25 protein-coding genes are annotated in these 24,721 nt (G+C 71.4%); 11 read left to right on the forward strand and 14 right to left on the reverse strand.

All coding sequences use genetic code 11. The features are described 5' to 3' along the window. Position 1 precedes the first annotated feature (1 nt). The 4 genes from ACZ5DS_RS40070 to ACZ5DS_RS40085 form a co-directional block, all read right to left on the reverse strand. Entirely contained in the window at positions 2–943 is a 942-nt protein-coding gene (locus ACZ5DS_RS40070) for a carbohydrate ABC transporter permease (RefSeq protein ID WP_468248791.1), read from the reverse strand. 3 nt (positions 944–946) lie between these two features. Further along, positions 947–2,290, reverse strand: coding sequence for an ABC transporter substrate-binding protein (locus tag ACZ5DS_RS40075; protein WP_468248794.1), 1,344 nt, complete (start codon positions 2,288–2,290; stop codon positions 947–949). Between the two features lie 50 nt (positions 2,291–2,340). Beyond that, positions 2,341–3,555 (reverse strand): ROK family transcriptional regulator, encoded by a 1,215-nt coding sequence (locus tag ACZ5DS_RS40080; RefSeq protein ID WP_468248796.1) that lies wholly within the window; start codon positions 3,553–3,555, stop codon positions 2,341–2,343. A gap of 212 nt (positions 3,556–3,767) precedes the next feature. Further along, the gene (locus tag ACZ5DS_RS40085) at positions 3,768–4,595 is read right to left on the reverse strand and encodes a hypothetical protein (RefSeq protein ID WP_468248799.1); all 828 of its coding nucleotides are present in this window, start codon (positions 4,593–4,595) and stop codon (positions 3,768–3,770) included. 494 nt (positions 4,596–5,089) lie between these two features. Between ACZ5DS_RS40085 and ACZ5DS_RS40090 the strand changes: the two genes are divergently transcribed. Continuing rightward, positions 5,090–5,512: a hypothetical protein gene (locus tag ACZ5DS_RS40090; protein WP_468248802.1), complete on the forward strand. Its 423-nt coding sequence runs from the start codon at positions 5,090–5,092 to the stop codon at positions 5,510–5,512. Here ACZ5DS_RS40090 and ACZ5DS_RS40095 read toward each other — a convergent pair. Both ACZ5DS_RS40095 and ACZ5DS_RS40100 read right to left on the reverse strand, forming a co-directional pair. After that, positions 5,502–6,125 (reverse strand): Uma2 family endonuclease, encoded by a 624-nt coding sequence (locus ACZ5DS_RS40095; protein WP_468248804.1) that lies wholly within the window; start codon positions 6,123–6,125, stop codon positions 5,502–5,504. The two genes, ACZ5DS_RS40090 and ACZ5DS_RS40095, sit on opposite strands and share 11 nt — an antisense overlap. Positions 6,126–6,270: 145 nt before the next feature. Then, positions 6,271–7,371 carry a mechanosensitive ion channel family protein gene (locus ACZ5DS_RS40100; RefSeq protein WP_468248807.1) on the reverse strand — a complete coding sequence of 367 codons (1,101 nt, stop codon included), beginning with the start codon at positions 7,369–7,371 and terminating at the stop codon, positions 6,271–6,273. 314 nt (positions 7,372–7,685) lie between these two features. Here ACZ5DS_RS40100 and ACZ5DS_RS40105 point away from each other — a divergent pair, with 314 nt between their 5' ends. Beyond that, positions 7,686–8,222: an HNH endonuclease gene (locus ACZ5DS_RS40105; RefSeq protein WP_468248809.1), complete on the forward strand. Its 537-nt coding sequence runs from the start codon at positions 7,686–7,688 to the stop codon at positions 8,220–8,222. Between the two features lie 97 nt (positions 8,223–8,319). Here ACZ5DS_RS40105 and ACZ5DS_RS40110 read toward each other — a convergent pair whose 3' ends face one another. From ACZ5DS_RS40110 to ACZ5DS_RS40120, 3 genes are read right to left on the reverse strand one after another with little or no spacing between them, the layout of a single operon-like run. Next, positions 8,320–9,693, reverse strand: coding sequence for an ABC transporter permease (locus ACZ5DS_RS40110; RefSeq protein WP_468248812.1), 1,374 nt, complete (start codon positions 9,691–9,693; stop codon positions 8,320–8,322). Further along, positions 9,690–10,388 carry an ABC transporter ATP-binding protein gene (locus tag ACZ5DS_RS40115; RefSeq protein WP_468248814.1) on the reverse strand — a complete coding sequence of 233 codons (699 nt, stop codon included), beginning with the start codon at positions 10,386–10,388 and terminating at the stop codon, positions 9,690–9,692. The genes ACZ5DS_RS40110 and ACZ5DS_RS40115 overlap by 4 nt, the downstream gene beginning before the upstream one ends. Next, on the reverse strand, positions 10,385–10,918 hold the full coding sequence (locus ACZ5DS_RS40120) for a PadR family transcriptional regulator (RefSeq protein WP_468248817.1): 534 nt from the start codon (positions 10,916–10,918) through the stop codon (positions 10,385–10,387). Before ACZ5DS_RS40120 ends, ACZ5DS_RS40115 begins: the two co-directional genes overlap by 4 nt. Positions 10,919–11,092: 174 nt before the next feature. Here ACZ5DS_RS40120 and ACZ5DS_RS40125 point away from each other — a divergent pair, with 174 nt between their 5' ends. The 4 genes from ACZ5DS_RS40125 to ACZ5DS_RS40140 all read left to right on the forward strand — a co-directional run bounded on the left by ACZ5DS_RS40125 (position 11,093) and on the right by ACZ5DS_RS40140 (position 16,042). Next, complete coding sequence (locus tag ACZ5DS_RS40125) at positions 11,093–11,338, forward strand: hypothetical protein (RefSeq protein ID WP_468248819.1); 246 nt, start codon at positions 11,093–11,095, stop codon at positions 11,336–11,338. Beyond that, the gene (malQ, locus tag ACZ5DS_RS40130; RefSeq protein WP_468248822.1) at positions 11,339–13,420 is read left to right on the forward strand and encodes a 4-alpha-glucanotransferase; all 2,082 of its coding nucleotides are present in this window, start codon (positions 11,339–11,341) and stop codon (positions 13,418–13,420) included. Between the two features lie 48 nt (positions 13,421–13,468). After that, on the forward strand, positions 13,469–13,729 hold the full coding sequence (locus ACZ5DS_RS40135; RefSeq protein WP_468248824.1) for a hypothetical protein: 261 nt from the start codon (positions 13,469–13,471) through the stop codon (positions 13,727–13,729). 222 nt (positions 13,730–13,951) lie between these two features. After that, positions 13,952–16,042, forward strand: a complete 2,091-nt coding sequence (locus ACZ5DS_RS40140) for a hypothetical protein (RefSeq protein WP_468248827.1) — start codon at positions 13,952–13,954, stop codon at positions 16,040–16,042. 91 nt (positions 16,043–16,133) lie between these two features. Here the strand turns inward: ACZ5DS_RS40140 and ACZ5DS_RS40145 are convergent, their stop codons facing one another. After that, positions 16,134–16,649, reverse strand: coding sequence for a MarR family winged helix-turn-helix transcriptional regulator (locus tag ACZ5DS_RS40145; RefSeq protein ID WP_468248830.1), 516 nt, complete (start codon positions 16,647–16,649; stop codon positions 16,134–16,136). A gap of 107 nt (positions 16,650–16,756) precedes the next feature. Between ACZ5DS_RS40145 and ACZ5DS_RS40150 the strand changes: the two genes are divergently transcribed. The 3 genes from ACZ5DS_RS40150 to ACZ5DS_RS40160 are packed head-to-tail and all read left to right on the forward strand — an operon-like array spanning position 16,757 to position 19,969. Then, positions 16,757–18,049, forward strand: a complete 1,293-nt coding sequence (locus ACZ5DS_RS40150) for an MFS transporter (RefSeq protein WP_468248832.1) — start codon at positions 16,757–16,759, stop codon at positions 18,047–18,049. Positions 18,050–18,076: 27 nt separating this feature from the next. Beyond that, positions 18,077–19,006, forward strand: coding sequence for an EamA family transporter (locus ACZ5DS_RS40155; protein ID WP_468248835.1), 930 nt, complete (start codon positions 18,077–18,079; stop codon positions 19,004–19,006). 48 nt (positions 19,007–19,054) lie between these two features. After that, positions 19,055–19,969, forward strand: a complete 915-nt coding sequence (locus ACZ5DS_RS40160; RefSeq protein WP_468248856.1) for a DMT family transporter — start codon at positions 19,055–19,057, stop codon at positions 19,967–19,969. 71 nt (positions 19,970–20,040) lie between these two features. On the opposite strand, the gene ACZ5DS_RS40165 is transcribed toward ACZ5DS_RS40160, so the two are convergent. Next, positions 20,041–20,493 carry a DUF5707 domain-containing protein gene (locus ACZ5DS_RS40165; RefSeq protein ID WP_468248837.1) on the reverse strand — a complete coding sequence of 151 codons (453 nt, stop codon included), beginning with the start codon at positions 20,491–20,493 and terminating at the stop codon, positions 20,041–20,043. Positions 20,494–20,648: 155 nt separating this feature from the next. On the opposite strand from ACZ5DS_RS40165, the gene ACZ5DS_RS40170 reads away from it, so the two are divergent. Further along, on the forward strand, positions 20,649–21,557 hold the full coding sequence (locus ACZ5DS_RS40170; RefSeq protein WP_468248840.1) for a LysR family transcriptional regulator: 909 nt from the start codon (positions 20,649–20,651) through the stop codon (positions 21,555–21,557). Here ACZ5DS_RS40170 and ACZ5DS_RS40175 read toward each other — a convergent pair. Then, entirely contained in the window at positions 21,542–22,030 is a 489-nt protein-coding gene (locus ACZ5DS_RS40175) for a DUF1203 domain-containing protein (RefSeq protein ID WP_468248842.1), read from the reverse strand. The genes ACZ5DS_RS40170 and ACZ5DS_RS40175 overlap by 16 nt on opposite strands. 172 nt (positions 22,031–22,202) lie before the next feature. After that, a complete protein-coding gene (locus ACZ5DS_RS40180) occupies positions 22,203–22,997 on the reverse strand; it encodes an MBL fold metallo-hydrolase (protein ID WP_468248845.1) in 795 nt (264 codons plus the stop codon). Between the two features lie 77 nt (positions 22,998–23,074). Here ACZ5DS_RS40180 and ACZ5DS_RS40185 point away from each other — a divergent pair, with 77 nt between their 5' ends. Next, positions 23,075–23,680: a TetR/AcrR family transcriptional regulator gene (locus tag ACZ5DS_RS40185; protein WP_468248848.1), complete on the forward strand. Its 606-nt coding sequence runs from the start codon at positions 23,075–23,077 to the stop codon at positions 23,678–23,680. Between the two features lie 12 nt (positions 23,681–23,692). Here ACZ5DS_RS40185 and ACZ5DS_RS40190 read toward each other — a convergent pair whose 3' ends face one another. Beyond that, positions 23,693–24,574 (reverse strand): IS5 family transposase, encoded by an 882-nt coding sequence (locus ACZ5DS_RS40190; protein ID WP_468248858.1) that lies wholly within the window; start codon positions 24,572–24,574, stop codon positions 23,693–23,695. Positions 24,575–24,721: the final 147 nt, after the last annotated feature.

Here is a 24,721-nt window from a genome sequence, read left to right on the forward strand (position 1 = left end):
GTCAGTCACCTGCCTGGATGAGACCGCCCCGGCGCCGCATCAGGAACGCGGTGAACACCATCGACAGGACGAAGAGAACGAGGGCGACGACGCACGCGGATCCGTAGTCGAAGCGCTGGAAGCCGAGGTTGTAGACGAGCTGGGGGAGGGTGAGCGTGGACTTGTCCGGGTAGCCGGGCTCGAACTGGGTGCCCGCGCCCTGGATCACGCCCGAGGCGACCTTCCCCGCGATCAGCGGCTGCGTGTAGTACTGCATCGTCTGGATCACGCCGGTGACCACGGCGAACATCACGATCGGCGAGATGTTCGGCAGGGTGACGTAGCGGAACCGCTGCCACGCCGACGCCCCGTCCAGCTCGGCCGCCTCGTACTGCTCCGTCGGTACGTCGAGCAGCGCGGCCATGAAGAGGACCATCAGGTCGCCGATGCCCCACAGCGCCAGCAGGGTCAGGGCCGGCTTGGACCAGCTGGGGTCGTTGAACCAGCCCGGCGCCGGGATGCCGGCCTTCTCCAGGATCGAGTTGACCGGGCCCGTACCAGGGTTGAGCAGGAAGGCGAAGGCCATCGTCGCGGCCACCGGCGGGGCGAGGTAGGGCAGGTAGAAGAGGGTGCGGAAGACGCCCGTGGCCGTCTTGATCTTGGTGATCAGCAGGCCGACGCCCAGGCCGAAGACGACCCGGAGGGTCACCATGACCAGGACCAGCCAGAGGGTGTTGCGCAGGGCGGGCCAGAAGAGCGGGTAGTGCTCGAAGACGTACGTCCAGTTCTTCCCGCCGCTCCACGTCGGCGGCCTGAAGCCGTCGTAGTGCATGAACGAGAAGTAGACCGTCGAGATCAGCGGGTACGCGAAGAAGACCGCGAAGCCGATCAGCCAGGGCGACATGAAGGCGACCGTTCGAAGCGTTGCCCGGCGGCGCTTCGAGGCGAGCGTGATCGTGCTCATGGGCTACTTCGCCTGCGCGATGTCGGTGTCGATCTGCGCGGCCGTCTTCTTCAGGCCGGCCTTCAGATCGGTGACCTTGCCGCTCTCGTAGTCGTAGCCGAACTGCTGGATCGTCAAGAGGTAGACACCGCCGTTGATCGAGGCGGGCGTCGTGGTCGAGTCCGGGTTCGCGGCGATGTCCAGGAAGGTCTTGAACCGGGGGTCGTACTTCAGCTTCGGGGACTTCAGTGCGGCCAGCGTGGAGGGCACGTTGTGGATGTCGTTGGCGAAGCCGACCACCGCGTCCGTGTCGGTGGTCATGTACTTCACCAGCTCCCAGGCCGCGTTCTGCCTGTGGCTGGTGGCGGCGATGCCCGCGATGGTGCCGGTGATGTAGCCCTTGCCGTACTGGGCCACCTGGTCGTCCGGGACGGGCAGCGGGGCCACACCGATGTCGAACTTCGGCTTGGTGTCGAGCGCCATCCCCAGCCGCCACTCGCCGTCGAGCTGCATGGCGACCTGGCCGGTGTGGAAGGGGTGCTTGGGGCCCCACTCGTCGCCCAGCGTCGCCCGGAACTTCTCCAGCTTCCGGAAGCCGCCGAGTTCGTCGACGAGCTTCTTCTGGAGGGTGAATCCCTTCTCGAACGCCGGGTCCTCGGCCAGGCTCGACTTGCCGTCCTTGTCGAAGTACGTCGGCGAGAACTGCCCGAAGTAGTGCTCGGCCGTGGACTCCCAGCCGTGGTAGTCCGGCATGAAGCCCAGCTGCTTGTAGCTGTCGCCCTGCGGGATCGTCAGTTTCCTGGCGTCGGCCTCGAATTCGGACCATGTCTTCGGCGGGGCCGTGATGCCCGCCTTCTTGAACGCCGTCTTGTTGTAGTAGAGGCCGTACGCGTCGCCCAACAGCGGCACCGCGCAGCGGTTGCCGTCGAACCGGGTGTACTCGTTCATCGTCTTCGGGAAGGTCGTCTCCGGGTCGATCTTCGACTTCTCGAAGAAGGGGTTCAGGTCCACCAGCGCGCCCGAGGAGCAGAACTTGCCCACGTTGTTGGTGGTGAAGGAGGAGATGACGTCCGGCGCCTTGTCACCGCCCGTCCGCAGCGCCTGGTTGATCTTGTCGTCGGTCATGTTGCCGACGATGTTCACGTGGATGTTGGGGTGGGCCTTCTCGAAGCCGGCGACCAGGGACCTGACCGCCTTCACCTCGTTCGGCGCGCTCCACGCGTGCCAGAAGTTGATCGTCGTGTCCTTGGAGGCGTCGTCGGAGGCGCCGGAGGTGGACTGGCCGGTACAGGCGGTGGTGAGGAGTGCGAGGGAGGCAGTTACGGCAAAAGCCGCCTTTCGGGCAGCGGAGGGTACGACTTCGGGCATGACGAGGTCTCCCAGGGGCGAGGTGGGTGAGGAAGGGGGACTGCGGGGGCTCAGCGCGAGGTGTCGAAGACCTCGTCGCGGGTGGTCGCGAGCGCGGACTCCAGCGCGCCGCGCAGCACGGGGTGTTCACGGACGTCGCCGACGACGAGCCGGGGGCGGGCCGCGGCCAGCTCCTCCAGCTCGGCCTGGACGAGGGCGCGCAGCACCTCGCCGCCGGCCGTCAGGGCGGAGCCGCTGAGGACGACGAGTTCGGGGTCGAGGACGGAGACGAGCGAGGCGAGACCGGTGGCCAGCCGGGTCGCGTAGGTCGCCAGCAGTTCGCGGTGGGGTCCGCCGGCGGCGTGGTCGGCGGCGCGGGCCAGGAGTTCCGCCGCGGCCTCGGCGTGCGGCCCCGAGGGCACGTCCTCGATGCCGAGTTCACGGGCCAGCTTCGGCAGGGCCTGGGAGCCGGCCAGCTCCTGGTAGCCGCCGCTGTTGGCCTTGGTCACCTGGCGCACCAGGGGGGTGCCGGGCACGGGCAGGAAGCCGACCTCGCCGGCGCCGCCGGTCCAGCCGCGGTGCAGCCGGCCGCCGAGGACCAGGGCGGCGCCGAGGCCCTCCTCGTTCCACAGCAACACGAAGTCGCTGTGGCCCCGGGCCGCGCCGAGCCGCTGTTCGGCGAGGGCGACGAGGTTGACGTCGTTCTCGTACTCGACCGGCATCGGGAGCGCCGCCGCGAGGTCGTCGAGCAGTGCGGGGGAGTGCCAGCCGGGCAGGTGGGAGGCGTAGCGCAGCCGGCCGGTGCCCGGGTCGAAGGCGCCGGGGGTGCCGATGACCAGCCGGTGGACGTCGCCTGGGGTCAGCCCGGCGGCCTTCACGGCGCCGTCGAGGGCGTCGGTGACCTGCTGCGCGACCGGGTGGGCGGGGCGGCGGCCGGGGGTGGGCAGTTCGTACTCGCCGACCGTGCGGCCGGTGATGTCGGCGACGGCGGCACGGATGCGGTGCGGGGTGACGTCGAGCCCGGCGGCGTACGCGGCCGTCGGGTTGACCGCGTACAGCTGGGCGCCCGGGCCCGGCCGGCCCTCGCTGGTGCCGGTGACCCGGACCAGGCCCGCCGCCTCCAGCCGGGCCAGCAGCTGGGAGGCGGTCGGCTTGGACAGGCCGGTGAGCTTGCCGATACGGGTGCGGGACAGCGGCCCGTGCTCCAGCAGGAGGTCCAGGGCGGCGCGGTCGTTCATGGCGCGCAGGACGCGCGGGGTGCCCGGCGTACCGGCGGTTCCTGCCATGGGGGTCGACACCTGCCTTTCCAACTGCCCAGCTTCCCAGTGACCTGGGCATGACGTCCAGCCTTGATCACTGGACGCCCGGAGATCACTGTTAGGAAACTTTCCTATTGGGTGGGAGGAACGTAAGCCCAGGACGAAGAGGGCGTCAATAGACAACGCCCCCGAGGCAACAGAGTCGTTACCTCGGGGGCGTGCGGCTGAGGGGTGCCGGACTAGTTGACCGTCACGTGGTCACCGGCGGAGGTCTTGGCCGCGGTCGAGGCCGTACCCGCGAAGACGAAGCGGTAGGTGCCGCTCTTGGTCGCCGTCACCGTGGTGGACAGGGCGCCTCCGGTGCCGGAGGTGATCGTCTTGACGTTCTTGTACGAACCGCCGTCCGCCTTGAACTGGAGCTGGACCGTCTGGCCCTTGTAGCCGGTGTACTTGCCGCTTGCCCAGTCCGCCCGGGTCAGCTTGCCCTTGACGGTGAGCGTCTTGCCCTTGACCACGGGCTCCGGGGCGGCGTCCGCGGTCAGCTGGGCGGCGCGCTGCACCTTCACGGAGGCGAGGTTGCCCCACATGGACATGTCCATCTCGTGGTGCAGGTAGTCGTCCGAGGCGGTGCCGTCGGTGTGGGCGTACACGCCCGCGGCCTTCCACGTGGTGGCGTCGGCGGTCTCATACAGCGACTCGCCCGGAGCGGCGACGATCGTCTCGGTGCAGCTCTCGGTGACCGTCGTGTCGGTCGTGGCGGCCGTCGTGCAGGTGGGCGGCATGTCCGGGCCCAGCTCGTTCTCGATCGACCGCAGCGTGCCGCGGTACAGCGTCACCGCCTGCATCGTCTTCTGCTGGTCGATGACCAGGTCCTTCGGGCGGGTCAGCGTGTACGTCACCGGAACCGTCACGGCCTTGGTGGCGCCGACGACGATCGGCTTGCCCTTGTTCACCGTCACGCCGGCGAACGTCAGGTCGGGCGTGCCGGTCGCGAAGGCGGCGGGCGCGGCCAGGCCGGACAGAGCCAGGGCACCGGACAGAGCGGCGCCTATGGCGAGCTTTCTCATCTTTCCCCACATTCGAAACGGGCCCCCGGGCGGCGTCGCGCTCCAGAACAAGGGCCCGTCGTGGGGGTGACCCTAGACGATCACCGGATGCGGAGGGAATACGGGGTTCCTGTGAAGGTGATCTGAATCCCCGGGCGCGTCACGAGTGCATCACGGACGTGGTTTCCGCTGGTCAGAGGGCTTACATTCACAGCTTGCCGCCCTCTGACCCACTGTCCGGGCAGGTGGGACCGGCCGGTGACGAGCGGGTGGTGAAGGATGCCCGACCGAAGACTCCGGCACGCGCGGCCGGCGGAGGGGGAGGACTGGTGGGCATGCGTCACGTGGCGGCGGCCGTAGTGCTGTTGGGGGCGGCGACGGGGTGTACGGCACAGACGCGGCCCGAGGTCCGGGCGACACCCTCCGTGTCGCCTTCCGTGTCTTCTCCGTGTGCCTCCGGGGCCATCCACTGGGGCACGACGCGATGGGAGCGACGGCTGACCGGGGTGTCCCCGGTGAAGCGGGTTCGCGCGAGCGACGGGTGGACCACCTTCCGGAACGTCCCGGTGCGCACCGTCGTCGCCCGGGTCGAGACGAGCGACGCGGGGGTCTCCGGACGGCGGGTGATCGCCTCCCTCGCCCGGCATCTGGGCCTCGAGAGCGACGAGCTGATACCCCCGGGGGAGACCAGCGCCGATCATCCGCGGCACGCGGAACGCATCGACTTCCACGGCGCCGGCCGCTTCGTCACCGCCGAGGCGGTGCGGACCGTGGAGGCGAGTTTCACGGTGACCTGCTCCAGCCGCACGGTGTACGGCAGCGTCACCACATGGCAGCCCGGCACCAGCGGAGCGTCCCTGGCCTGCGGTGTCGACCCCGGCGAGGACGCCTGGGTGCGCGAGGCGTACCGACTGGCCTGCGGCCCGCTCAGCCGTTGACGAACGGGGTCGTGTCGAGGGTGGGGTACGGCGAGGGGAGCGGGAGAGGCTCGCCGAGGTCGACCTTGGTGTCGGTGTCGTAGTACGCCTCGGTGGGGTCCTCGCCGGGGAGGATCGGGTCCGTGTAGCAGTGGGCCGTCTTGGAGTGGCGGTCGATGAGGACGTAGACGGGGACGCCGGCGGCTGCGTAGGTGCGGAGCTTGGGGCCGGTGTCGGTCTCGTGGTTGGTGGAGGTGACCTCGCCGACCAAGGCGATCATGTCGATGGGGTACCAGCCCCGGTGAGCTGTGCGATAGGACTCGTCGAGTTCAGTTGGCTCGCGGCGACAGACGTAGAAGTCCGGTACGACCAAGGCCATGGTCCGACCGTCTGTGCGAGCGACTCGGAAGCCGTCGTTCACGCCGGCCAGATCCAGGCCAGCCAGGTGGAACTGGACGATGATCTTTACGGCACCAGCGTTGTGTCGGTGTTCCGGCTGAGGCGGCAAGATGCCCGTCCCCTCGATGTACTCCGCTCGAATCGGCATGGGTGCTGCTGCCTTTTCGAACGCGCTCAACAGGTCGATGGGGTCCACCTGCGGCATGACCGGCTCCATGATCAGTTCGGCGCTCATCGCTGGATCTCCTTGTCGCACTGATGCCAGGCTAAGCCCGCGTCGGGTGCCCCGGCAGAACGATGGGGCACCCGCGGCGCCTTCGACGCCGGAATGCCCCACCTGTTCACTCGAACGAGTGTGCCGAACCGTTCCCTCGTACGCCCTACTTAGGCGCCGACCGCTGCTGCGGAGCAATAGGCGTCGCCGCCTCCGCCTGCGGGGACGCGGTGTTGGAGTACACCGACGGTGCCGCCACCGCCGCCGTCGGGTCCGGGGTGTCCGCGGCGTCCTCCGTGGCCGTCGCGCCGCCCACGATGCGGATCTGCGCCGCGTCGAACGCCCGCTTGATGCGCCAGCGCAGCTCGCGCTCGACGGTCAGTGACTTGCCGGGCATGGTCTTGGCGGAGACGCGGACGACCATGGAGTCGATGAGCACGCTGTCCAGGCCGAGCACCTCGATCGGCCCCCACAGCAGCTCGTTCCAGGGCTCTTCCTTGCTCATGCGCTCGGCGACCTCGCCGAGCGTGGCCTTCACCCGGTCCAGGTCCTCGCTCGGGCGTACGGTCACGTCGACCCCGGCGGTCGCCCAGCCCTGGGAGAGGTTGCCGATCCGCTTGACCTCGCCGTTGCGGACGTACCAGATCTCGCCGTCGGCCCCACGCAGTTTGGTCACGCGCAGGCCGACCTCGATGACCTCGCCGGAGGCCACGCCCGCGTCGACCGAGTCGCCGACGCCGTACTGGTCCTCCAGGATCATGAAGACACCGGAGAGGAAGTCCGTGACCAGGTTCCGGGCGCCGAAACCGATCGCCACACCGGCCACACCGGCCGAGGCCAGCAGCGGCGCCAGATTTATCTTGAAGGTCGACAGCACCATCAGCGCGGCGGTGCCGAGGATCAGGAAGCTCGCCACCGAGCGCAGCACCGAGCCGATCGCCTGCGAGCGCTGCCGGCGCCGCTCGGCGTTGACCAGCAGCCCGCCCAGTGCGGTGCCGTCCACCGACTCCACGGTCCGGTTCATCCGGTCGATCAGCTTGGTGATCGCCCGCCGCACCGCCGCTCTGAGCACGAACGCCACGACCAGGATCAGCAGGATCTGCAGGCCCATCGCGAGCCAGGTCGACCAGTTCTGCTCCACCCAGCTCGCCGCGTTCGTCGCGCTCTGCTGGGCGTCCTGGAGCGTCGGCACGGCCGGGGCCGTCGACCCCGAGGGGGACGGCGACGGCGTCGCACCGGCGGCCGGTAGGACGACGGGCAAGGACACGGCAGGTACCTCCATGGTGCTGCACGGTCCGCCGCGGTGGAGGGCAGGTCACGGAAAGGTCACCGCGCGGACTCAACCACCACACTAACGGTGCATTGTGTGTGCCCCACCCCGATCCGCGAAGGACGGGCGCAGGAGAGACCGGTCTCACCCGCGCTTGGGCAGGCCATGATCCGGGGGAAGAACCAGGTGTGGTCGAAAACACTCCCAGCCCGTTACCGGGACATGGTGGCGCTTCCACCAGGCATGAGGGGAGACTGGCTGCAGATCGTCCCGGCGCGAGCCACGCGCCGCCGACGCCCAAGGAGGCACCCGTGCCGCATGTCCTGGTCCTCAACGCGTCGTACGAGCCGCTCGGCGTCGTACCGCTCCGTCGCGCGCTCATCCTCGTCCTGGAGAACAAGGCAGTCTCCCTCGAGGAATCCGGCGCCTATATGCACAGCGCAACCGTCACAGTCCCCGCACCCAGCGTGGTCCGGCTCAAAAGATTCGTGCGGGTTCCCTATCGGGGGCCCGTTCCTCTGACCCGCAGGGCGCTGTTCGCGCGCGACGGGGGCCGGTGCATGTACTGCGGTGGCGTCGCAACCAGCGTCGACCACGTCATCCCGCGCAGCCGCGGGGGCAAGCACGTCTGGGACAACGTGGTGGCCTCCTGCCGCCGCTGCAACCACGTGAAGGCCGACAAACACCTCGTCGAGATCGGCTGGCGGCTGCGCCACAAACCAGCCCCGCCCACCGGTCTGGCCTGGCGCATCATCGGGACCGGACATAGGGACCCGCGCTGGCTGCCGTACTTGCAGCCGTACGGCGCGGATGACGCCCTGGCCCGGATCGACGGCATCTCCGCCTGACGATCCGGGCCTTTGCATGCCCGGGGCCGTACCCGGGCATGCGTGCGGTCCGGCCCCGGGGTCCCCTGTGCCCCGGGGCCGGACGTTCCTGCGGCGATCACGCGTGGCGCAGCTCCGCCGGGTGCACCGAGCGGCGCAGCAGGGGGAGCGAGGTGGCCGCCGCCAGCAGACAGCAGGCGTACACCCCCACCGGGACCGGCAGCGCCACGTACGCCACCGTGACCTGGCCCCCGACCACCGAGGCGTACCAGACGCCGATCGTCATGCCGCCCGCGCCGGCGAGGGCGACCGCGGGGGCCAGCGGCAGCGCCGTCTCCAGGAGCAGCGCCCGGCCGAGCACCGCCCGCGGCACCCCGGCGGCGACCTGTGCGGCCAGGCCGCGGCGGCGGTTCGCCAGTGACTCGGCGGTGCCGACGGCGAGGCCGGAGAGGGTGATCACGAAGGCGACGAGGATCGCGGCGCCGGTCAGGTCGATACCGGTCGTGTAGAAGGACACGGGCATCCCGAGGTGGTCCTCGCGGTTCATCTCGTACAGGTCGGCGAGGAACGCCTGGCGGACGCCGACGAAGCCCGTGGCGACGATCGTGACCAGCAGGACGGCCGCGTGCGTGCGGGCCGCGGCCCACGGGTCCTCGCGCAGCCGTTCCGCCGCGATCAGCGTCGCAGCGGACCGAGCGCGGCCCGCCAGCTTCCGCCCGACCAGCCTGGCCGTGCCCCCGGCCAGCCACACCGTTCCCGACCCGACCACGATGACCAGCCCGAACACCGTCAGCGGCACCCGCCCCCGGTCCGTGCTGGAGGTGTGCGCGAGAGCCAAGAGCGCCAGGAGCAGCACGACCAGCACCCCGCCGACGAACAGCAGGCCCGGCCCCCGCCCGCTGCCGGGCCGCACCCGGCGCACCCACCCGAGCGGCGAGGCCACCACCCGGCGCAGCGCCAGCGCGCCCGCCGCCGCGCCCAGCACCGGCACACCGAGCGCGACCAGCACGAGGCCCGCCCAGGCCGTCGCCGTCGGGCTGTCCCACAGGCCGAGCACGACCGGGACCGCGACGGCCGTGGCCAGGGCCGAGCCCAACAGGCAGGCCAGCCCCGTCTCCAGCGCGGCGATCCGGCGCACCTGGGCCGGGCCGGCGCCCGCCAGCCGCAGCCCGGCCAGCCGCCGGTCGCGGTGCACGGCGCCGATCCGGGCGCACTGCCCGAGGAAGCCCAGTACCGGCACGAGCAGGAGCAGCAGGCTGACGATCACGCCCGAGCGCTCGCCGGGGCTGTCCAGCAGACCGTTGCCGACGGACACCTGGCGATACCCCCGAAGCGAGGAGAGGGCGACGGCCGCGAGGGCGAACCCCGTCGCCAGGGCCGCCCCGGCCGCGGTCAGTCCCACCCGCCACCACTCCTGCCGGTCGGAGCCACGGGTCAGCTGCCAGGCGAGCCGCACATCGGCGGTCACCGAGCCGCTCGTACGAGTCCTCACGCCGCCACCTCCGCCGGTGCCACGGTGCCGTCGGTCAGCCGCACCTCGCGGTCCGCGTACGCCGCCACCTGGGCGTCGTGCGTGATCAGCAGCAGCGCCGTGCCCGATGCACGGGCCGTGCGCACCAGTGCTGTCATCACCTGCTCGGTCGCCAGGGAGTCCAGCGCCCCCGTCGGCTCGTCCGCGAAGACCACCTTCGGGCCCGTCACCAGCGCCCGGGCCAGCGCGACCCGTTGCGCCTGGCCGCCGCTCATCTCACCCGGCCGCAGCTCCTCCTGCCCGCGCACCCCGAACCGCTCCAGCCACTCGGCGGCCTGCCCCCGCGCCGCCGCGCGGTCGCATCCCGCCAGCATCAGCGGCAGCGCCACGTTGTCCACGGCCGTCAGCTCGGGGATCAGCTGCCCGAACTGGAACATCACCCCGAAGTCGGTACGGCGCAGCTCGCTCAGCCGCTTCTCCGGCAGCTGGTCGAGCCGCTGTCCGTCGTAGACCACCGCGCCCTCGTCCGGCCGTACGATCCCCGCCAGGCAGTGCAGCAGCGTCGACTTGCCGCTGCCGCTGGCCCCGGTCACGGCGAGGATCTCGCCCGCGCGCAGTGCGAGCGAGGCACCGCGCAGCGCCTCGGTCCTGCCGTGTGCCTTGACGAGGTCCCGGCCCTCCAGAAGCGGCACCGAGGAGTCCCCCCTGTTGCTCATGCTGCGTCGACCTCCGCGGTCAGAGTGGTGAGCCGGGCCGCCGTGGTGTTCATCCAACGGAGGTCGGCGTCCAGATGGTTGAGGGCGTAGTCCGCCGAGAGCACGGTCGCCAGATCGGTGTCCGGGGCCGTCTTCACGGCCGTGAGTTCCCGCATCCGCTCCATGTGCGCGGCGCGCTGGGCCCGCAGGTATGCGGCCGGATCGCCGCCGGAGAGGATCGACACGACGACCTTGGCGAAGATCTCGTTCGCCACGAAGGGCGCGGGCGGGCTGATCTGCGCCGCCCACTGCGCCAGTTCACCGGAACCGGCGGCCGTCGTCCGGTACAGCGTCCGCTCCGGTCCGCCGTCCGCGTCGGTGCCGTCCACCTCGGCGAGACCGTCGCGCACCAGGCGCTGCAAGGTCGTGTAGACCTGCCCGTAGGCCAGCGGACGGGCCTGCGGGAAGCGTTCGTCGTGGCGTCGCTTGAGGTCGTAGCCATGGCTCGGCCCTGCCGCGAGCAGTCCCAGAAGGATGTGGCGGGTGCTCATGCGGATCATTATGTACTGGATACATGTACTGAGTGAATAGTGGGCACGGGAAAAGGTGGCTCAGCTGCTTCTCCGGCGCTGTTCTTGCGGATCATGTCTGCGGTTGCGTTCGCGGGGTAGGTCTGCCGTATCCACCGCAAGCCGCAGCATCCGACCCATGACGAGGAGGCCCCCGTGGCCGCACCGGCTCAGCTCCCGATCCCGGCCCAGTGGAAACCCGTGGCGGAGTCGTCCGCCGAACCCCACAAGGCGCAGGTGTGCGTCTTCAGCGCGGAGGCCGCGTGCGCCGAGGCCCCGCTGACCAGCGAGCCGCCGCTGCCCGACGCCGAACCCCTGACCAGTGAGCCGCCGCTCGCCGACGCCGCCCCGCTGACCAGCGAGTCCGACCCGGTTCCGGACTTCTTCGGCGCGGGTCTGTAGATGACCGCGGCGCTCGAGGACGAGGAGCTGTCCCGGCTCGCCGACCTGCACGGGGTCGCCACCTCCTACAGCCCCTCCCCGGGCCGCACGGTCGCGGTCCCGGCCTCCGCCGTGGTCGCCGCCCTGGCTGCCCTCGGCGTCGACGCAGGCACCCCGGACGCCGTCCGCACCTCCCTCGCCGCACGGGAGCGCGAGCTGCGCGACCGGCTGCTCCCGCCGACGGTCGTCCGCCGGCCCGGCACCGAGGGACCGCCCGACGCCTTCGCCGCGCTGCCGCCCGGCACCCGGCTGCGCATCGAGACCGAGCAGGGGGAGGAGCGGGACGGGACCGAGGACCTGCCCGCGGGGGTGCACCGGGTGAGCGCCCTCGCCCCCGACGGCCGCACCGGGCACGCGGTCCTCATCGTCGCCCCGGATCGGCTGCCCGCCCCCGCCACCCGCTCCTACGGCCTGCTCGTCCAGCTGTACTCGCTGCTGTCCCGGCGCTCCTGGGGCATGGGCGACCTGGGCGACCTCGCCGAGCTGGCCGACTGGTCCTGCCGCACCGCCGGTGCCGGGTTCGTGCAGGTCAACCCGCTGCACGCGGCCGTACCCGGAGCGCCGACCGACCCGTCCCCGTACCGGCCGTCCTCGCGCCGCTTCCCCGACCCCGTGCACCTGCGGATCGAGGAGATCCCCGAGTTCGCCCACATCCAGGAGCAGGGGCGGGTGCGCGCGTTGCTGGCGCGCGCCGAGCGGCTGCGCACCGACGTCCTCGACAAGGGCGCCCACATCGACCGGGACGCGGTGTGGGAGCTGAAGCGGGAGGCCCTGGAGCTGATCGCCGAGGTCCCGCTCGGGCCGGGGCGGCAGGCCGCGTACGACGCCTTCCGTGCCGGGGAGGGCCAGGCCCTGGAGGACCACGCCACCTGGTACGCCCTCGCCGAGAGACACGGCTCCGACTGGCAGCTGTGGCCCGAGGCGCTGCGCGACCCGCGCTCCGCCGAGACCGCCCGCGCCCGCGCCGAACTGGCCGGCCGCGTCGACTTCCACGCCCGCCTCGCCTGGCTCACCGACGAGCGGCTCCGCGCCGCCCAGCGCGCCGCCCGGGAGGCCGGCATGCCCGTCGGGATCGTGCACGACCTCGCCGTCGGCGTGCATCCCGGGGGCGCGGACGCCTGGGCCCAGCAGGACCACTTCGCCGCGGGCATGTCGATCGGCGCCCCGCCCGACGCCTTCAACGCCCGCGGCCAGGACTGGGGGCTGCCACCCTGGCGTCCCGACCGCCTCGCCGCCTCAGGGCACGCCCCCTACCGCCACCTCCTGCGCGCCCTGTTCCGCTACGCCGGCGCCCTGCGCATCGACCATGTGATGGGCCTGTTCCGGCTGTGGTGGGTGCCCCGCGGCTGCCCGCCCACCGAGGGCACCTACGTGCGCTACGACGCCGACGCCATGCTCGCCCTGCTCGCCCTGGAGGCCTCCCGGGCCGGGGCGGTGGTGATCGGCGAGGACCTGGGCACCGTCGAACCGGGGGTGCGCGAGACGCTGCAGCGGCGCGGCGTGCTCGGCACCTCCGTGCTGTGGTTCGAACGGGACTGGGAGGGCGACGGCCGCCCGCTGCCGCCCGAGCGCTGGCGCGCCGACTGCCTGGCCACCGCCACCACCCACGACCTGCCGCCCACCGCGGCCCGGCTCACCGGCGAACACGTCGACCTGCGCGACCGCCTCGGCCTGCTCACCCGCCCGGCCGCCGAGGAACACGCGGAGGCGACCGCGGACACGGCGGAGTGGCTCGCCCTGCTGGGCAGCCTCGGCCTGCTCGACAGCCCGGCGGCCGGACCCCCGGGATCCCACGAGGAGGCGGAGATCCAGGGCGTGTACCGCTTCCTGCTGCGCACCCCGGCCCGGCTGATCGGCGTCTGGCTCCCGGACGGCGTCGGCGACCGCCGCCCGCAGAACCTGCCGGGCACCTGGGACCAGTACCCCAACTGGCGCCTGCCGATAGCCGACGCGGAGGGCAGGCCGGTGACGCTGGAGGACCTGACGGCTTCGCCGCGGCTGAGGGCGCTGCTGGCGGCTCTGCGGGAGGGCGAGCCGTCGTAGGGCACCCCGAGCGCGCGGCCTTCCCGGGCGTTCGCTAACTTGGGGATCGTGGACAAGAAGAACGCCCTGCGCGCCGGCGCCCTGGCCGCCGGTACGACGCTGATGATGCTGCTCATGTCGTCCCCCGCGCTCGCGCTGACCCGCGACGACGGTGACGACCCCGGCGCGGGCCTGAGCGTCGGCGCGACGCTGGGCCTGTACGTGCTGCTTCCGGTGGCACTGTTCGTGGTCATCGCGGGGCTGGTGATGGTCCTGGACAGGTCCAAGACCCGCGTGACCAAGCCGGGCCAGGCCAAGGCGAAGGCCTGAGCGCGAACCTGATCTCTGCCGAGGGCGCCGCCCTGCCGCATGTGAGCGGTGGGACGGCGCCCTCGGCTTTTTTCCCGGTCCGGGGGGCTCCCTCGAACAGGCCATCCCCTCATGCGGGACATATGCGCGCGGCATAGTCTCGACGTGGATCACGGAGTGTGACCAATGATCGCGGAAAGTGAATCTCCTCCGTGTCGATCCGCGAACCCCCCTGGAGTGCACATGGCCACATACGCCCCCACGCCCACCGCCATGCCGGAAGCCCTGGCAGCCCCCGTGAGCGAAGCCACCTTCCCGATCTTCGAGTCGTTCATGGACGGCTACGTCACCAATTCGCACTGGAGGTTCCTCGGCAGCGCAGTCCTCACCGAGGGCCCGAACGGCGCTCTGCAGCTGACCTCCGACGCCGGCAACCAGGCCGGCACGGCCTACCTCAACCAGCCGTTCAAGTCCACGCTCGGCGTCAGCATCGAGTTCGACTACGCCTGCTACGGCGACAGCGACAACTTCGGCGACGGATTCTCCTTCTACCTGATCGACGGATCACAGACGACGGATGCCGGGGCCTACGGTGCCGCGCTCGGCTACTCCTACATGCGTGCCAGCCACACCACCGTGGTGCCGGGCGTCACCGCCGGATACGTCGGCATCGGCTTCGACAACTACGGCAACTACGCCTCCGACCTGGCCGGACCCCACGGGCCGGGACGGCGGCGCTACACCCTCGGGGTGCGCGGCTCCGGCAGTGGACGGGACGGGTTCCGCTGGCTGCGGGGCGAGGAGTTCCCCGGCGGGTTCCGGGCCACCTGGGAGAAGCGCGCCCACGTGCAGATCAGCATCATCAACGGGCTGCTGACGGTACGGCACTCCACCGACTCCGACCGCGGTGGCATCACCCTCATCGAGAACTTCGACCTCGAAGGCGCCCCCGACCAGGTCGACATGCCCAAGACCTTCAAGCTGGGCCTCGCGGCCAGCACGGGCGCAGCGCGGGCGACCCACCTCATCCGGAATCTCCATGTGGCGCTGCCCGCCGAGATGCCTCTGGAGATGGCGGGCGACCCTCCGGAGGTCGAGGCGGGCGGTCAACTCACCTACACCATCAAGGTGCGCAACGACGGGCCGAACGACGTCCCCGACGCGGAGGTCCTCGGCACGATCCCGACGGAGCTGTCCGACCGCACGCTGCACTGCGAACCGCACGACGGCGCCACCGCGGGCGAGGGCTCCACCGAGAACGGGCTGCACCAGCCCCTGGACCTCCCCGTGGGCAGCGGCGCCGTGATCACCCTGGCCGGCACCGTCGACTCCGGTGCGGGAGGCAGCACCCTCTGCTGCGCCACCCAGATCAAGTCCCGCACCCGTGCGAACACCGCCGCCAAACAGTCCGACACCGTCAGCACCGAGGTGAGGGCCAAGCGTCCCGTCCCGGTCTGTGGCCAGGTCCCGGCCAGTCAGGCGACGGGCAGCTGGCAGCAGGGCGGTGACAAGGGCATCGTCCTCGTCACCGTGGACACCAGCCACGCCGCCTTCAAGGAGACACCGATCTACGTCGCCGCCGTCGCGGGCAAGAAGTATGTGGCGAACCTCGGCGCCCCCGGGATCTACGGCAGGCGCCCCGACGGCTTCACGGTCGGCCTCCGCCGCAACGACCAGGCGGAACTGGACGTGGCCCAGGCGGAGGCCAACGGCTTCCGGCTCCACTGGATGGCCTGCCCCCGCAACGCCGCGGGCATCGCCTGCGGCCAGACCGAGCCCGGCGCCTGGCGGCAGGGGGAGAACTCCCGCATCGTCCTGGTCGACGTCGACACCGGCAACGCGGGCTTCACCGAGACCCCCGTCTTCATCGCCTCCGTCGCGGGCGACAAGAACACGGCCAACCTCAGCACGGTCGCCGTCCACAACCAGACCAGCAAAGGCTTCACCGCCGCCATCCGCTGGATCGACCAGAGCAATCTCACCCCGCAGACGGCGCAGTCCAACGGCTTCCGCCTGAACTGGATCGCCTGCGCGCGCAACGCCGAAGGGATCGTCTGCGGCCAGACCGAGATCGGTGCCTGGCGGCAGGGGGACGACGCGCGCATCCTCTTCACCGAGGCGAAGACCAGCGGCGCGTACCTGCCGGACAGCCCGGCCTTCATCACGTGCGCCGCGGGCGGCCCCGAGGTCGCCGAGCTGTGCAACCCGGGCATCTACGGAGGCGCGCGCCGCGGCTTCACCGCGGGGGTGCGGCGCAGCGACAAGGGCGACCTGCCCCCGGAGTTCGCCCGCGACATCCGCGTGAACTGGATCGCCTGCCCGCCGCGCACGTGACGCACGGCGCCACCGGCCACTGACCCACCCGGCCTCCGGCCGCTCACACGGCCGCGGTCCGTACGACATGTGCGGCCCGCGGCTGGTGGAGCTAGTGCTCCGCCCCCTGCGTCCCCGCGAGCAACTCACGCAACAGGCCGGCCAGTTGGTCGGCCTGTTCGGTGTCCAGGGTCGACAGGGCCGCCGTCTGGACGGCGAGGCCCGCGCCGACCGCGCGGTCGATGATGTCCAACCCCTTGTCGGTCAGCGTCACCTGGAGGCCGCGGCGGTCGTGGGGGTCGGGGGAGCGGCGCAGCAGGCCGGCCCGTTCCAGCTTGTCGAGGCGGCCGGTCATGCCGCCGGTGGTGAGCATCAGCGTCGCCGAGAGCTGGCGTGGGGAGAGGGTGTACGGCTCACCGGAGCGGCGCAGGGTCGCGAGGACGTCGAACTCGCCGCGCGAGATGCCGTAGGGGGCGTAGGCCTTCTCCATGCGGTCGCCCATGGCGCGGGAGAGGCGGTAGATCCGCCCGAAGACCTCCATCGCCTTCGTGTCCAGGTCGGGCCGCACGGCCGCCCACTGGTCGATGATCGCGTCGACGGGGTCCCTGGGGGGCTGGCTCGGGTTCATGGGGGGAGTATCCGGCTCCGTAGGGTCGTACGCAAGAAAGTAGCTTGACGAAAAGTTGCTTAGGGCTAAGCTACTTTCCATCAAGTCATTTCGGAGAGGGCGGCACGGTGAAGAGAGAGAGCGGGCAGAGCGAGCGCATCCCGGGGGAGTGGGCCCTGCCCGCGGCCGCCGCGGTCAACGGCGTGGGCACCGGCATGTACGTCCCGTTCACGCTGGTGTTCTTCCACTACGTCACCGGGCTGTCCTTCACGGTCGTGGGCGCCGTACTGACGGCCACCGGACTCGCCGGCATCGCCGCGCTGCCGCTCGCCGGGGCGGCGGTGGACCGGTACGGCGCCAAGCGCGTGCAGTACACGCTGTACGGCGTCCGGGTCGCCGGCTTCGCCCTCTACCCCTTCGCCCACTCCCTCGCCGCCTTCGCGGCCGTGGCCCTGGTCACCGCGGCCGCCGACCGCGCCTTCCCCGCCGCACAGCAGTCCCTGATCGGCGAGGTGGCGCGCGGGTCCGGCCGGGACCGGCTGCAGGCGTCGACGCGTGCACTGCAGAACGCCGGCAACGGGGCGGGCTCGCTGCTGGCCACCCTGGTCATCGCCTTCGCGGGCAGCACCGGTTACACGTACGCGGCCTGGGGCAACGCCCTCTCCTTCGCGCTGGCGGCGCTGCTGCTGCGCCCGCTGAAGCCGGTGCGCGCCGCCGACGGAGCCCCGGTCCCGCACCGGGCGGGCGCCGGTTACCGGCTCGTCCTCGCCGACCGGCCCTTCCTGGTCGTCACCGGCGCCAACTTCCTGAACGCGCTGAGCTATTCGGCCCTCTCGGTCCTCTTCCCGCTGTTCGTCGTGGAGTGGCTGCACGGGCCCGCGGTGTTCACCGGTGCCGCGTTCACCGTCAGCACCGTGCTCTGCGCGGTGGCCGGCGTCTTCGTCGGCGCGCGGGTCCGGCGGGCCGGCGCCCGGCGCACCCGGGCGGCGGCACTGGGCGGAACCCTGTTCGCGGCCGCGTTCGCCGCGCAGATCGTGCTCGGCACCCTGCGCCCCGGCTCGGGCACGGCTCTCGGCATCGCCCTGGTCGCCGTGGTCGTCGTCTACACCCTCGGCGAGCTGATCCACAGCCCCGCGGCCGAGGTGCTCGCCGTGTCGGCGGCGCCCGAGGCGGTGCGCGGCCGGTACCTGGCGGCGTACCAGATGTCCTGGTCGCTGGCGAAGGCGGTGGCGCCGTCCCTGTTCACGACGCTGCTCGCGCTGGACGGCAGGGCGCCGTGGGCCTTCCTCGTCCTCACCTCGGCGGTGGCCGCAGCCCTGCTGATCAGGGTGGAGCGCCGACTGCCGGCGGAGGCGGTACGGCCCGTGCCGGTGACCGTGACCCAGGGCGGCGCCCCCGCCCCCGCGCCCGTGCGGGCGTAACTCCCCTTCCCCTGAATGGACTTGGTCATGAAACGGCCCGTAACCGTCCTGCTCACCGCCCTCGCCCCCGTCTCCTGGGGCACCACCTACGCCATCACCACCGAGTTCCTCCCGGCCGACCGCCCCCTGTTCACCGGCCTGATGCGGGCCCTGCCCGCCGGGCTGGTCCTGCTGGCGCTGACCCGGGTGCTGCCGCGCGGCGCCTGGTGGGGAAAGGCGTTCGCGCTGGGCGCCCTGAACATCGGCGCGTTCTTCCCGCTGCTGTTCGTGTCGGCGTACCGGCTGCCGGGCGGCATGGCCGCCGTGGTCGGCTCGGTCGGGCCGCTGTTCGTCGTGGGCCTCTCGGCGCTGCTGCTCGGGCAGCGGCCGGCCGCGCGCACGCTGGTCTCCGGGGTCGTCGCCGCGTTCGGCGTGAGTCTGGTCGTACTCAAGGGGGCTGGTGCCCTGGACGTGATCGGGGTGCTGGCGGCCGTCGCTTCCACCGCCTCGATGGCCGCCGGGACGGTGCTGACGAAGAAGTGGGGCCGTCCGAAGGGCGTCGGCCCGCTGGCGCTCACCGGCTGGCAGCTGACCGCGGGCGGCCTCCTCATCGCACCGGTGGCCTTCCTGGCCGAGGGCGCCCCGCCCGCGCTCGACGGTCCCGCGGTCGGCGGTTACCTCTACCTGGCGCTGGCGAACACGGCGGTCGCGTACTGGCTCTGGTTCCGCGGCATCGGCCGCCTCAGCGCCACCCAGGTCGGCTTCCTCGGCCCGCTCTCCCCGCTGACCGCGGCGGTGGTCGGCTGGGCGGCGCTCGGACAGGCGCTCACACCCGTGCAGGTGTCGGGCATGGCGCTGGCGTTCGGGGCGATCATGGCCGGGCAGTTGGGCGCAGGGCGGCGTCCATCGTTCAGCTTTGCTAAAAAAACCACTCGAAAAGATTCGATGGACCTGACAGTTCAGGCGCTGCGACGGTAGGTGCACGTCCACTCACCACACAGCGAAAGGACCCCAGTGGCAGCCGTCCTGCACCGGACCACCGCCTCAACCGTCTCCACCTCCCGTCCCCGCAAGACCGCCGCCCCTTTGCTCGGCCTCGCCCTGGCCGCCCTCGCCACGGTCGTCTGGTCCGGCAGCTTCGTCACCTCCCGCGGGCTGGCCGACAGCGTCCCGCCGATCCAGCACGCGTTCTGGCGCTGGGTGATCGCGCTGGCGGCCGTAGCCCCCATCGGCGCCCGCCAGGCCTGGCGGCAACGGGCCCTGATCCGACGCCACGTCCGCTACGTCCTCCTGGCCTCCCTCCTCGGCGTCGCCGTCTACAACACCCTGGTCAACCAGGCGGGACTGACCACCCCGGCACCCACCATGGGCATGATCATGGCCGCCTCACCGGTGCTGATGGCGGTGTTCGAGCAGCTGGGCGGCGTACGACTCGGAGCGCGGCGGACCGCCGGACTGCTGACGGCCTGCGCGGGCGTACTGCTGCTCATGGGCGGCGGGGCGACGAGCTTCGGCGCCGGCGACCTGTGGATGATCGCCGCGTCCTGCTGCTTCGCCGCGTACAGCGCGCTGCTCCGCCGCAGGCCCGCCGAACTGGGCGGCACCGCCTTCCTGTTCACCACGTTCCTCGTCGGCACGATCCTCCTGCTGCCCGTACAGGCGGCCAGCCTCACCCTCCAGGGCGGCTTCACCCCGACGCCCGGCACGATCCTCCCCCTCCTCTACGTCGGCGTGGCGTCCTCCGCGGTCGCCTTCTTCGCCTGGAACAAGGCCATCGCCCTGATCGGCGCCGCCCGCGCGGGCATCGTCTACTACCTCCAGCCCGTCTGCGTGGCCGTACTCTCCTGGGCGCTGCTCGGCGAGAACACCGGCTGGCCCCAACTCCTCTGCATGGCCCTGATCCTGGGCGGGGTCATGCTGGGCGCGGGGGCGCGTCGGTGACGGCGGAGTCCGCCGGTCCCGCCGTCCCGAGCAGCGCCACGGTGAACCCGGCCGCGGGGGAGGGGCGATGTTCAGCCGACGGTGAAGCCTGCAGCCTTGGTGTCCAGGGTGGTGGTGCCATCCTCGGCGGTGGCGAGGACGGCGACGCGCCAGGAGCCGTGCGGGGACGACGCGGCCTCGGCGCCGGTCACCTTGGTCGTGTAGGTGCAGCGCACGGTGTGCTTGCCGGTGGGCTTGCAGGTGGCCGGCTCCGCTGCGGCCATCTCCTCGGCGGTCGGCTCCTTCTTGGCGAGGGAGGAGTTCGCCGGCCAGGCCAGAACCTTCAGGCCCGTGACGCCGGAGGGCGCCGTGACCTCGGTGGTGAAGGTGAACGAGCCGTCCCGGTGGCCGTCGGGGGCGGTGTAGCGGGCGGTGCTGTGCGCCAGGGCGGGGTGCTGGTTCTCGGCGTGGGCGATGGCGAAAGCTCCGGCACCTCCGAGGACGACGACACCGGCGGCCAAGGACAGGGCGATACGTCGGGACATGGCGGGTTCTCCGTAGCGGTCTCAGATGGATGGAGCCGGCGCTCTCGGCGGCGCCGCTGCACCGATCCTCGCGGCGCGGGGGCACCGCGGACGTGAGTACGGGTACTCAACTCGGCCTGGGTGGTCGGGCCAGGCGCGCCGTGTAGCGTGCCCGCATGACCGAGTGGGACCTGAGGAAGCTGCAGATCCTGCGCGCCCTCCGGGAGCGGGGCACCGTGACCGCGACGGCCGAGGCCCTGCACATGACGCCGTCCGCGGTGTCCCAGCAGCTGACCAACCTGGCCGCGCAGCTGGGGGTGCCCCTGCTGGAGGCCCACGGACGCCGGGTGAGGCTGACGGACGCCGCCCGGCTGGTGCTGCGGCACACCGAGCCGGTCTTCGAGCAACTGGAGCGCGCCGAAGCGGCGTTGGCGGCCTACGCGCAGGGCGAGGCGGGCGAGGTGCGGGTCGGCGCCTTCTCCACGGCGGTGCCCGCCCTCGTCGTACCGGCCGTACGCTCCCTGCGGGCGACGCACCCCGGAGTGACCGTACGGGTCCGCGAGGCAGAGGCCGCCGAGGCCTACGACCTCCTGTCCGCCGGGGAGGTCGACCTCGCCCTCTCCCTCGCCGCCGAGGCCCCGAGCGCGGCCGACCCGCGCTTCACCCAGCTGCCCCTCCTGTCCGACCCCCTGGACATCGCCCTGCCCCCGGACCACCCCCTGGCCACCGCCCCCGACCTGGCCCTCACCGACCTCGCCGCCGAGCCCTGGATCTTCGGCGGCAGCGGCCCCTGGTCCGACATCACCCGCCGCGCCTGCGAGTCCGCCGGCTTCAGCCCCCACCAGGGCCACTCGGCCTCCGGCTGGACCGCGATCCTGGCCATGGTGGAGGCCGGGATGGGCGTGGCCCTGGTCCCCCGCATGGCCGCGGCCCGCCGCGAGGGGGTGGTCATGCGCGAACTGGGCGCGGACCGGCCGGTACGGCACGTGGTGGCGGCGGTGCGGAAGGGGGCGGAGGCGGGGGCGGCGGTGGACAGGGTGCTGGAGGCCCTCAAGGACGCGGCCTCGCCTCAGCCGGCCTGTTGAGGCCGCCGCACCTCATACAGAAAGCACCCGTACTCCACCGCCCGCACATGCACGACCGCCACCTCGGGATCGGCGAAGGCCTCCGCGAACGCCGACTCGAAAGCGGACGGGTCCTCGACCAGGTGGCCGCCCAGGATGCGGCCGTCGGCGGAGTAACGGCGGACCGTGCGGTGGGCGTTGGTGAAGGGCAGGGCGGTGCCGTCCGGGCCGGGGCACGCGTCGGCGTGGATGAAGACGGGGCCCTGTTCGTCGTAGGCGCCCGGGTCGGCGCCGGTTTCCGCCGCCCAGCGGCGCAGAGGCGCGTACGAGACCAGGGCGATGCGCTCGCCGGGTGTGCTGCGGCGCAGGCAGCAGCGCAGGGGTGCGTCGCCCTCGGCGTCGGTGAAGGGAATCATGGGGCGGCCCGCGTCGTCTCGGGTGCGCAGCTCCTTGAGGACCGGAGGTGTCAGCGGTCGTGCGAGGTAGGTGGTCATGAAGCCAGCGTGGCGCGCGGCCGGGGTCATGACCGGCGGAATCCGGACAGGGCACTTGCCCGGCCGGGATCGTACGGAGAGGGTTGGAACTGCTGCCAGTTGACAGCGCTTGGGTGGGTTAGGTCCTGTCTGATGGGTCGTGGTTGATCCGTCGTCTTGGAGTGGTGTCCTGTCAGATGGTTATGGCTTCACCTGGCTGCAAGGGGAAGACCTGGTACTTCTCGGCGGCTGCAGCATCGAGATAGCGGGACAGTTCGTTGGGCTGGGTGCTGTAGACGCCGTCGAGATGGAATCCGTCGTAGTGGATCGGGATGGCGGCCTTTGCCCCGAGCAACCGTGCGGCCAGGGCTGCGTGTTCAGCGTCGAGTGCGGCGGGAAGCGGGCTCGCGGGCTGGCAGTGCGGAAAGCACAGAGCGGGTCCATTGATGGGCGTCAGTACCGCGTCGAAGGGGCCGTGGCGGTGGGCGGCGCGCCACCAGTAGCCGTGGAACATGCTGTCGCCCAGGTGGATCACGCGCTTCCCGCCGGCCTCGATCGCCCAGGACAGTTGCGGGTCGCCGATACCGTCGACGGCGGGCACGGCGGCGATGGTGAACGGTCCGATCATCGTGGTCTCCCAAGCTGCCATCGGGCGCCTGGGGAGCCCTAGTTCGGTGAGTTCACCGTCGGCCTTGAGCGTCCAGAGGTTCTCGTGGGCGTCTCCGCCGAACGGTGCCGGGTGAAGGACCGGGGCGCCGGGGCGCAGGGCTTGCGCGAGTGCGGCGGCGTCGGTGTGGTCGCGGTGGAGATGGGTGCAGAGCCCGGCCAGTACATGCCCCTCCGTGCGGGGGCGGGTGACCTTGGGCATCGGGGCTGACAGGCCAGTTCCCTCCAAGACGCCCCCGGGTTCGCCGAGCAGATCGATGACCAAACTCTCGCCCTGCGCTTCGAGTTCCACCCCGGCCCAGCCCAGCCATCGGACACGCATCAGCCCACTCCCCAATCTTTAGCGTACGGTCGTTCGCCAAAAAATTAGCACACGGGCGTTCGCTAAACTCTCTGGCCGTGAGGAGATCAGCCGACGAGGCCCAGCGCACCCGCGACCGGATCGTCGACATCGCCGTGACCCAGGCATCCAGCGCGGGACTGTCCGGCCTGACCATCGGCTCCCTGGCCGAGACGCTCGGTATGAGCAAGGCCGGGGTGGTCGGCCCCTTCGGCTCCCGGGCGGAACTCCAGCTCGCCGCCCTGAGCCGGGCGGTGGACATGTTCACCGAAGCAGTCGTAGTGCCCTGCCGCGCGACGGAACCCGGCCTGGCACGTCTACACGTGGTCATCGACAGGTGGTGTGACTATCTGGCCAACAGCCCGTTCCCCAACGGCTGTTTCGTCACTGCTGCATCGTGTGAACTGGACGGACAGCCCGGCGACCTGCGCGCCTTCCTCCAAGATGCGGTGCGTCGCTGGCGGACCTTCCTGCGCGCGCAGATCGTGACCGCACAGTCCGCAGGTCAGATCGCCGCCGAGCGGGATCCTGACGGTCTCGTCTCTCAACTGGCCGGCATCGCGATGGCGGCCAACCAGGAGATCCAGTTGCTCGACGACAACGCAGCAGCAGCGCGGGCGCGCGATCTCATGCAGGCCCTGGTTGCAGAGGGGTACCGCCCATGAGGCCCGTCGCACTCACGAGCGCAGCCACAACCGGATCGCGGCCACGGTCACCGTGCCGTGAAAGACGTATGCCCGCTTGTCGAAGCGCATGGCCACTGCCCGGTTGATCTTCAACTTCCCGATCAGTCGCTCGACTTCGTTTCTGCGGGCATACGCTGCCGAATCGAAGCCGGTAGGCCGACCGCCCGCACGGCCGCGGCGTCGACGGTTGGCCCGCTGGTTCTCGGGCTCTGGGATGGTGTGGCCGATCTGGCGTCGCCGCAGGCAGCGCCGATTGCGGCGCGAGCTGTACGCCTTGTCCGCGCTCAGGTGATCCGGCCGGGTACGTGGGTGTCCGCCCGTCGGGCGGGCAACGCGGACCTGGTCCAGGACTGGGATCATCTGTGGAGCGTCGCCCCACTGGCCTGGTGTGATGAGCAGGGCCAGGGCCCGCACACCGCCCTCACCCGCCAAGTGGATCTTTGTGCTCAGTCCTCCACGGGAACGCCCAAGAGCCTCATCGGCTCGGTGGCGGACTGGGCGTGTGCGTTTCCCGGGCTTCCGCGGGGTCTGTCGGCGAGCGCCCGCGGCATGCTGATGGGCGCGGCATACCGTGGAGTCGACACCGACCATGGACCAGTCGATGCGGCTCTCCACGTCGGCATCGGCCTGGACCGCTCGCAAGAGCCTTTCCCAGGTTCCGTCGGCTGACCAGCGTCGATGCCTGTCGTAAATCGTCTGCCACTTTCCGAACCGCGTCGGGAGATCCCGCCACGGGATACCGGTCCGGTGACGGAAGAGGATCCCGTTGATCACTCTACGGTGATCCTTCCAACGCCCGCCCCGCCCAACGTTCTTCGGCAAGTGAGGCTCCAGACGAGCCCACTCCTCGTTCGACAAGTCCCCTCGCCCCACACCGACCAGAACGATCAGCCCCAAGGGGAGTCACACGACCCATCAGACAGGACCTAGGTGTATTGACCCGCAGGGTTGTTCACGCGGGTGATGGGTGGCTGGCCGCCGAGTGCGGTGTGGCAGCGGTGGTGGTTGTAGGTGTGGAGG

The sequence above is a fragment of the Streptomyces sp. NPDC031100 genome (assembly GCF_055570785.1).

What these genes read in the sequence shown, in the direction of transcription:
- ACZ5DS_RS40145 (WP_468248830.1), bottom strand. Translation starts at nt 16,649, where the DNA reads ATGAACCCGAGCCAGCCCCCCAGGGACCCCGTCGACGCGATCATCGAC.
- ACZ5DS_RS40165 (WP_468248837.1), bottom strand. Translation starts at nt 20,493, where the DNA reads ATGTCCCGACGTATCGCCCTGTCCTTGGCCGCCGGTGTCGTCGTCCTC.
- ACZ5DS_RS40120 (WP_468248817.1), bottom strand. Translation starts at nt 10,918, where the DNA reads ATGAGCACCCGCCACATCCTTCTGGGACTGCTCGCGGCAGGGCCGAGC.
- ACZ5DS_RS40075 (WP_468248794.1), bottom strand. Translation starts at nt 2,290, where the DNA reads ATGCCCGAAGTCGTACCCTCCGCTGCCCGAAAGGCGGCTTTTGCCGTA.
- ACZ5DS_RS40180 (WP_468248845.1), bottom strand. Translation starts at nt 22,997, where the DNA reads ATGCGTGTCCGATGGCTGGGCTGGGCCGGGGTGGAACTCGAAGCGCAG.
- ACZ5DS_RS40140 (WP_468248827.1), top strand. Translation starts at nt 13,952, where the DNA reads ATGGCCACATACGCCCCCACGCCCACCGCCATGCCGGAAGCCCTGGCA.
- ACZ5DS_RS40070 (WP_468248791.1), bottom strand. Translation starts at nt 943, where the DNA reads ATGAGCACGATCACGCTCGCCTCGAAGCGCCGCCGGGCAACGCTTCGA.
- ACZ5DS_RS40115 (WP_468248814.1), bottom strand. Translation starts at nt 10,388, where the DNA reads ATGAGCAACAGGGGGGACTCCTCGGTGCCGCTTCTGGAGGGCCGGGAC.
- ACZ5DS_RS40155 (WP_468248835.1), top strand. Translation starts at nt 18,077, where the DNA reads ATGAAACGGCCCGTAACCGTCCTGCTCACCGCCCTCGCCCCCGTCTCC.
- ACZ5DS_RS40085 (WP_468248799.1), bottom strand. Translation starts at nt 4,595, where the DNA reads ATGAGAAAGCTCGCCATAGGCGCCGCTCTGTCCGGTGCCCTGGCTCTG.
- malQ (WP_468248822.1), top strand. Translation starts at nt 11,339, where the DNA reads ATGACCGCGGCGCTCGAGGACGAGGAGCTGTCCCGGCTCGCCGACCTG.
- ACZ5DS_RS40080 (WP_468248796.1), bottom strand. Translation starts at nt 3,555, where the DNA reads ATGGCAGGAACCGCCGGTACGCCGGGCACCCCGCGCGTCCTGCGCGCC.
- ACZ5DS_RS40170 (WP_468248840.1), top strand. Translation starts at nt 20,649, where the DNA reads ATGACCGAGTGGGACCTGAGGAAGCTGCAGATCCTGCGCGCCCTCCGG.
- ACZ5DS_RS40095 (WP_468248804.1), bottom strand. Translation starts at nt 6,125, where the DNA reads ATGAGCGCCGAACTGATCATGGAGCCGGTCATGCCGCAGGTGGACCCC.
- ACZ5DS_RS40175 (WP_468248842.1), bottom strand. Translation starts at nt 22,030, where the DNA reads ATGACCACCTACCTCGCACGACCGCTGACACCTCCGGTCCTCAAGGAG.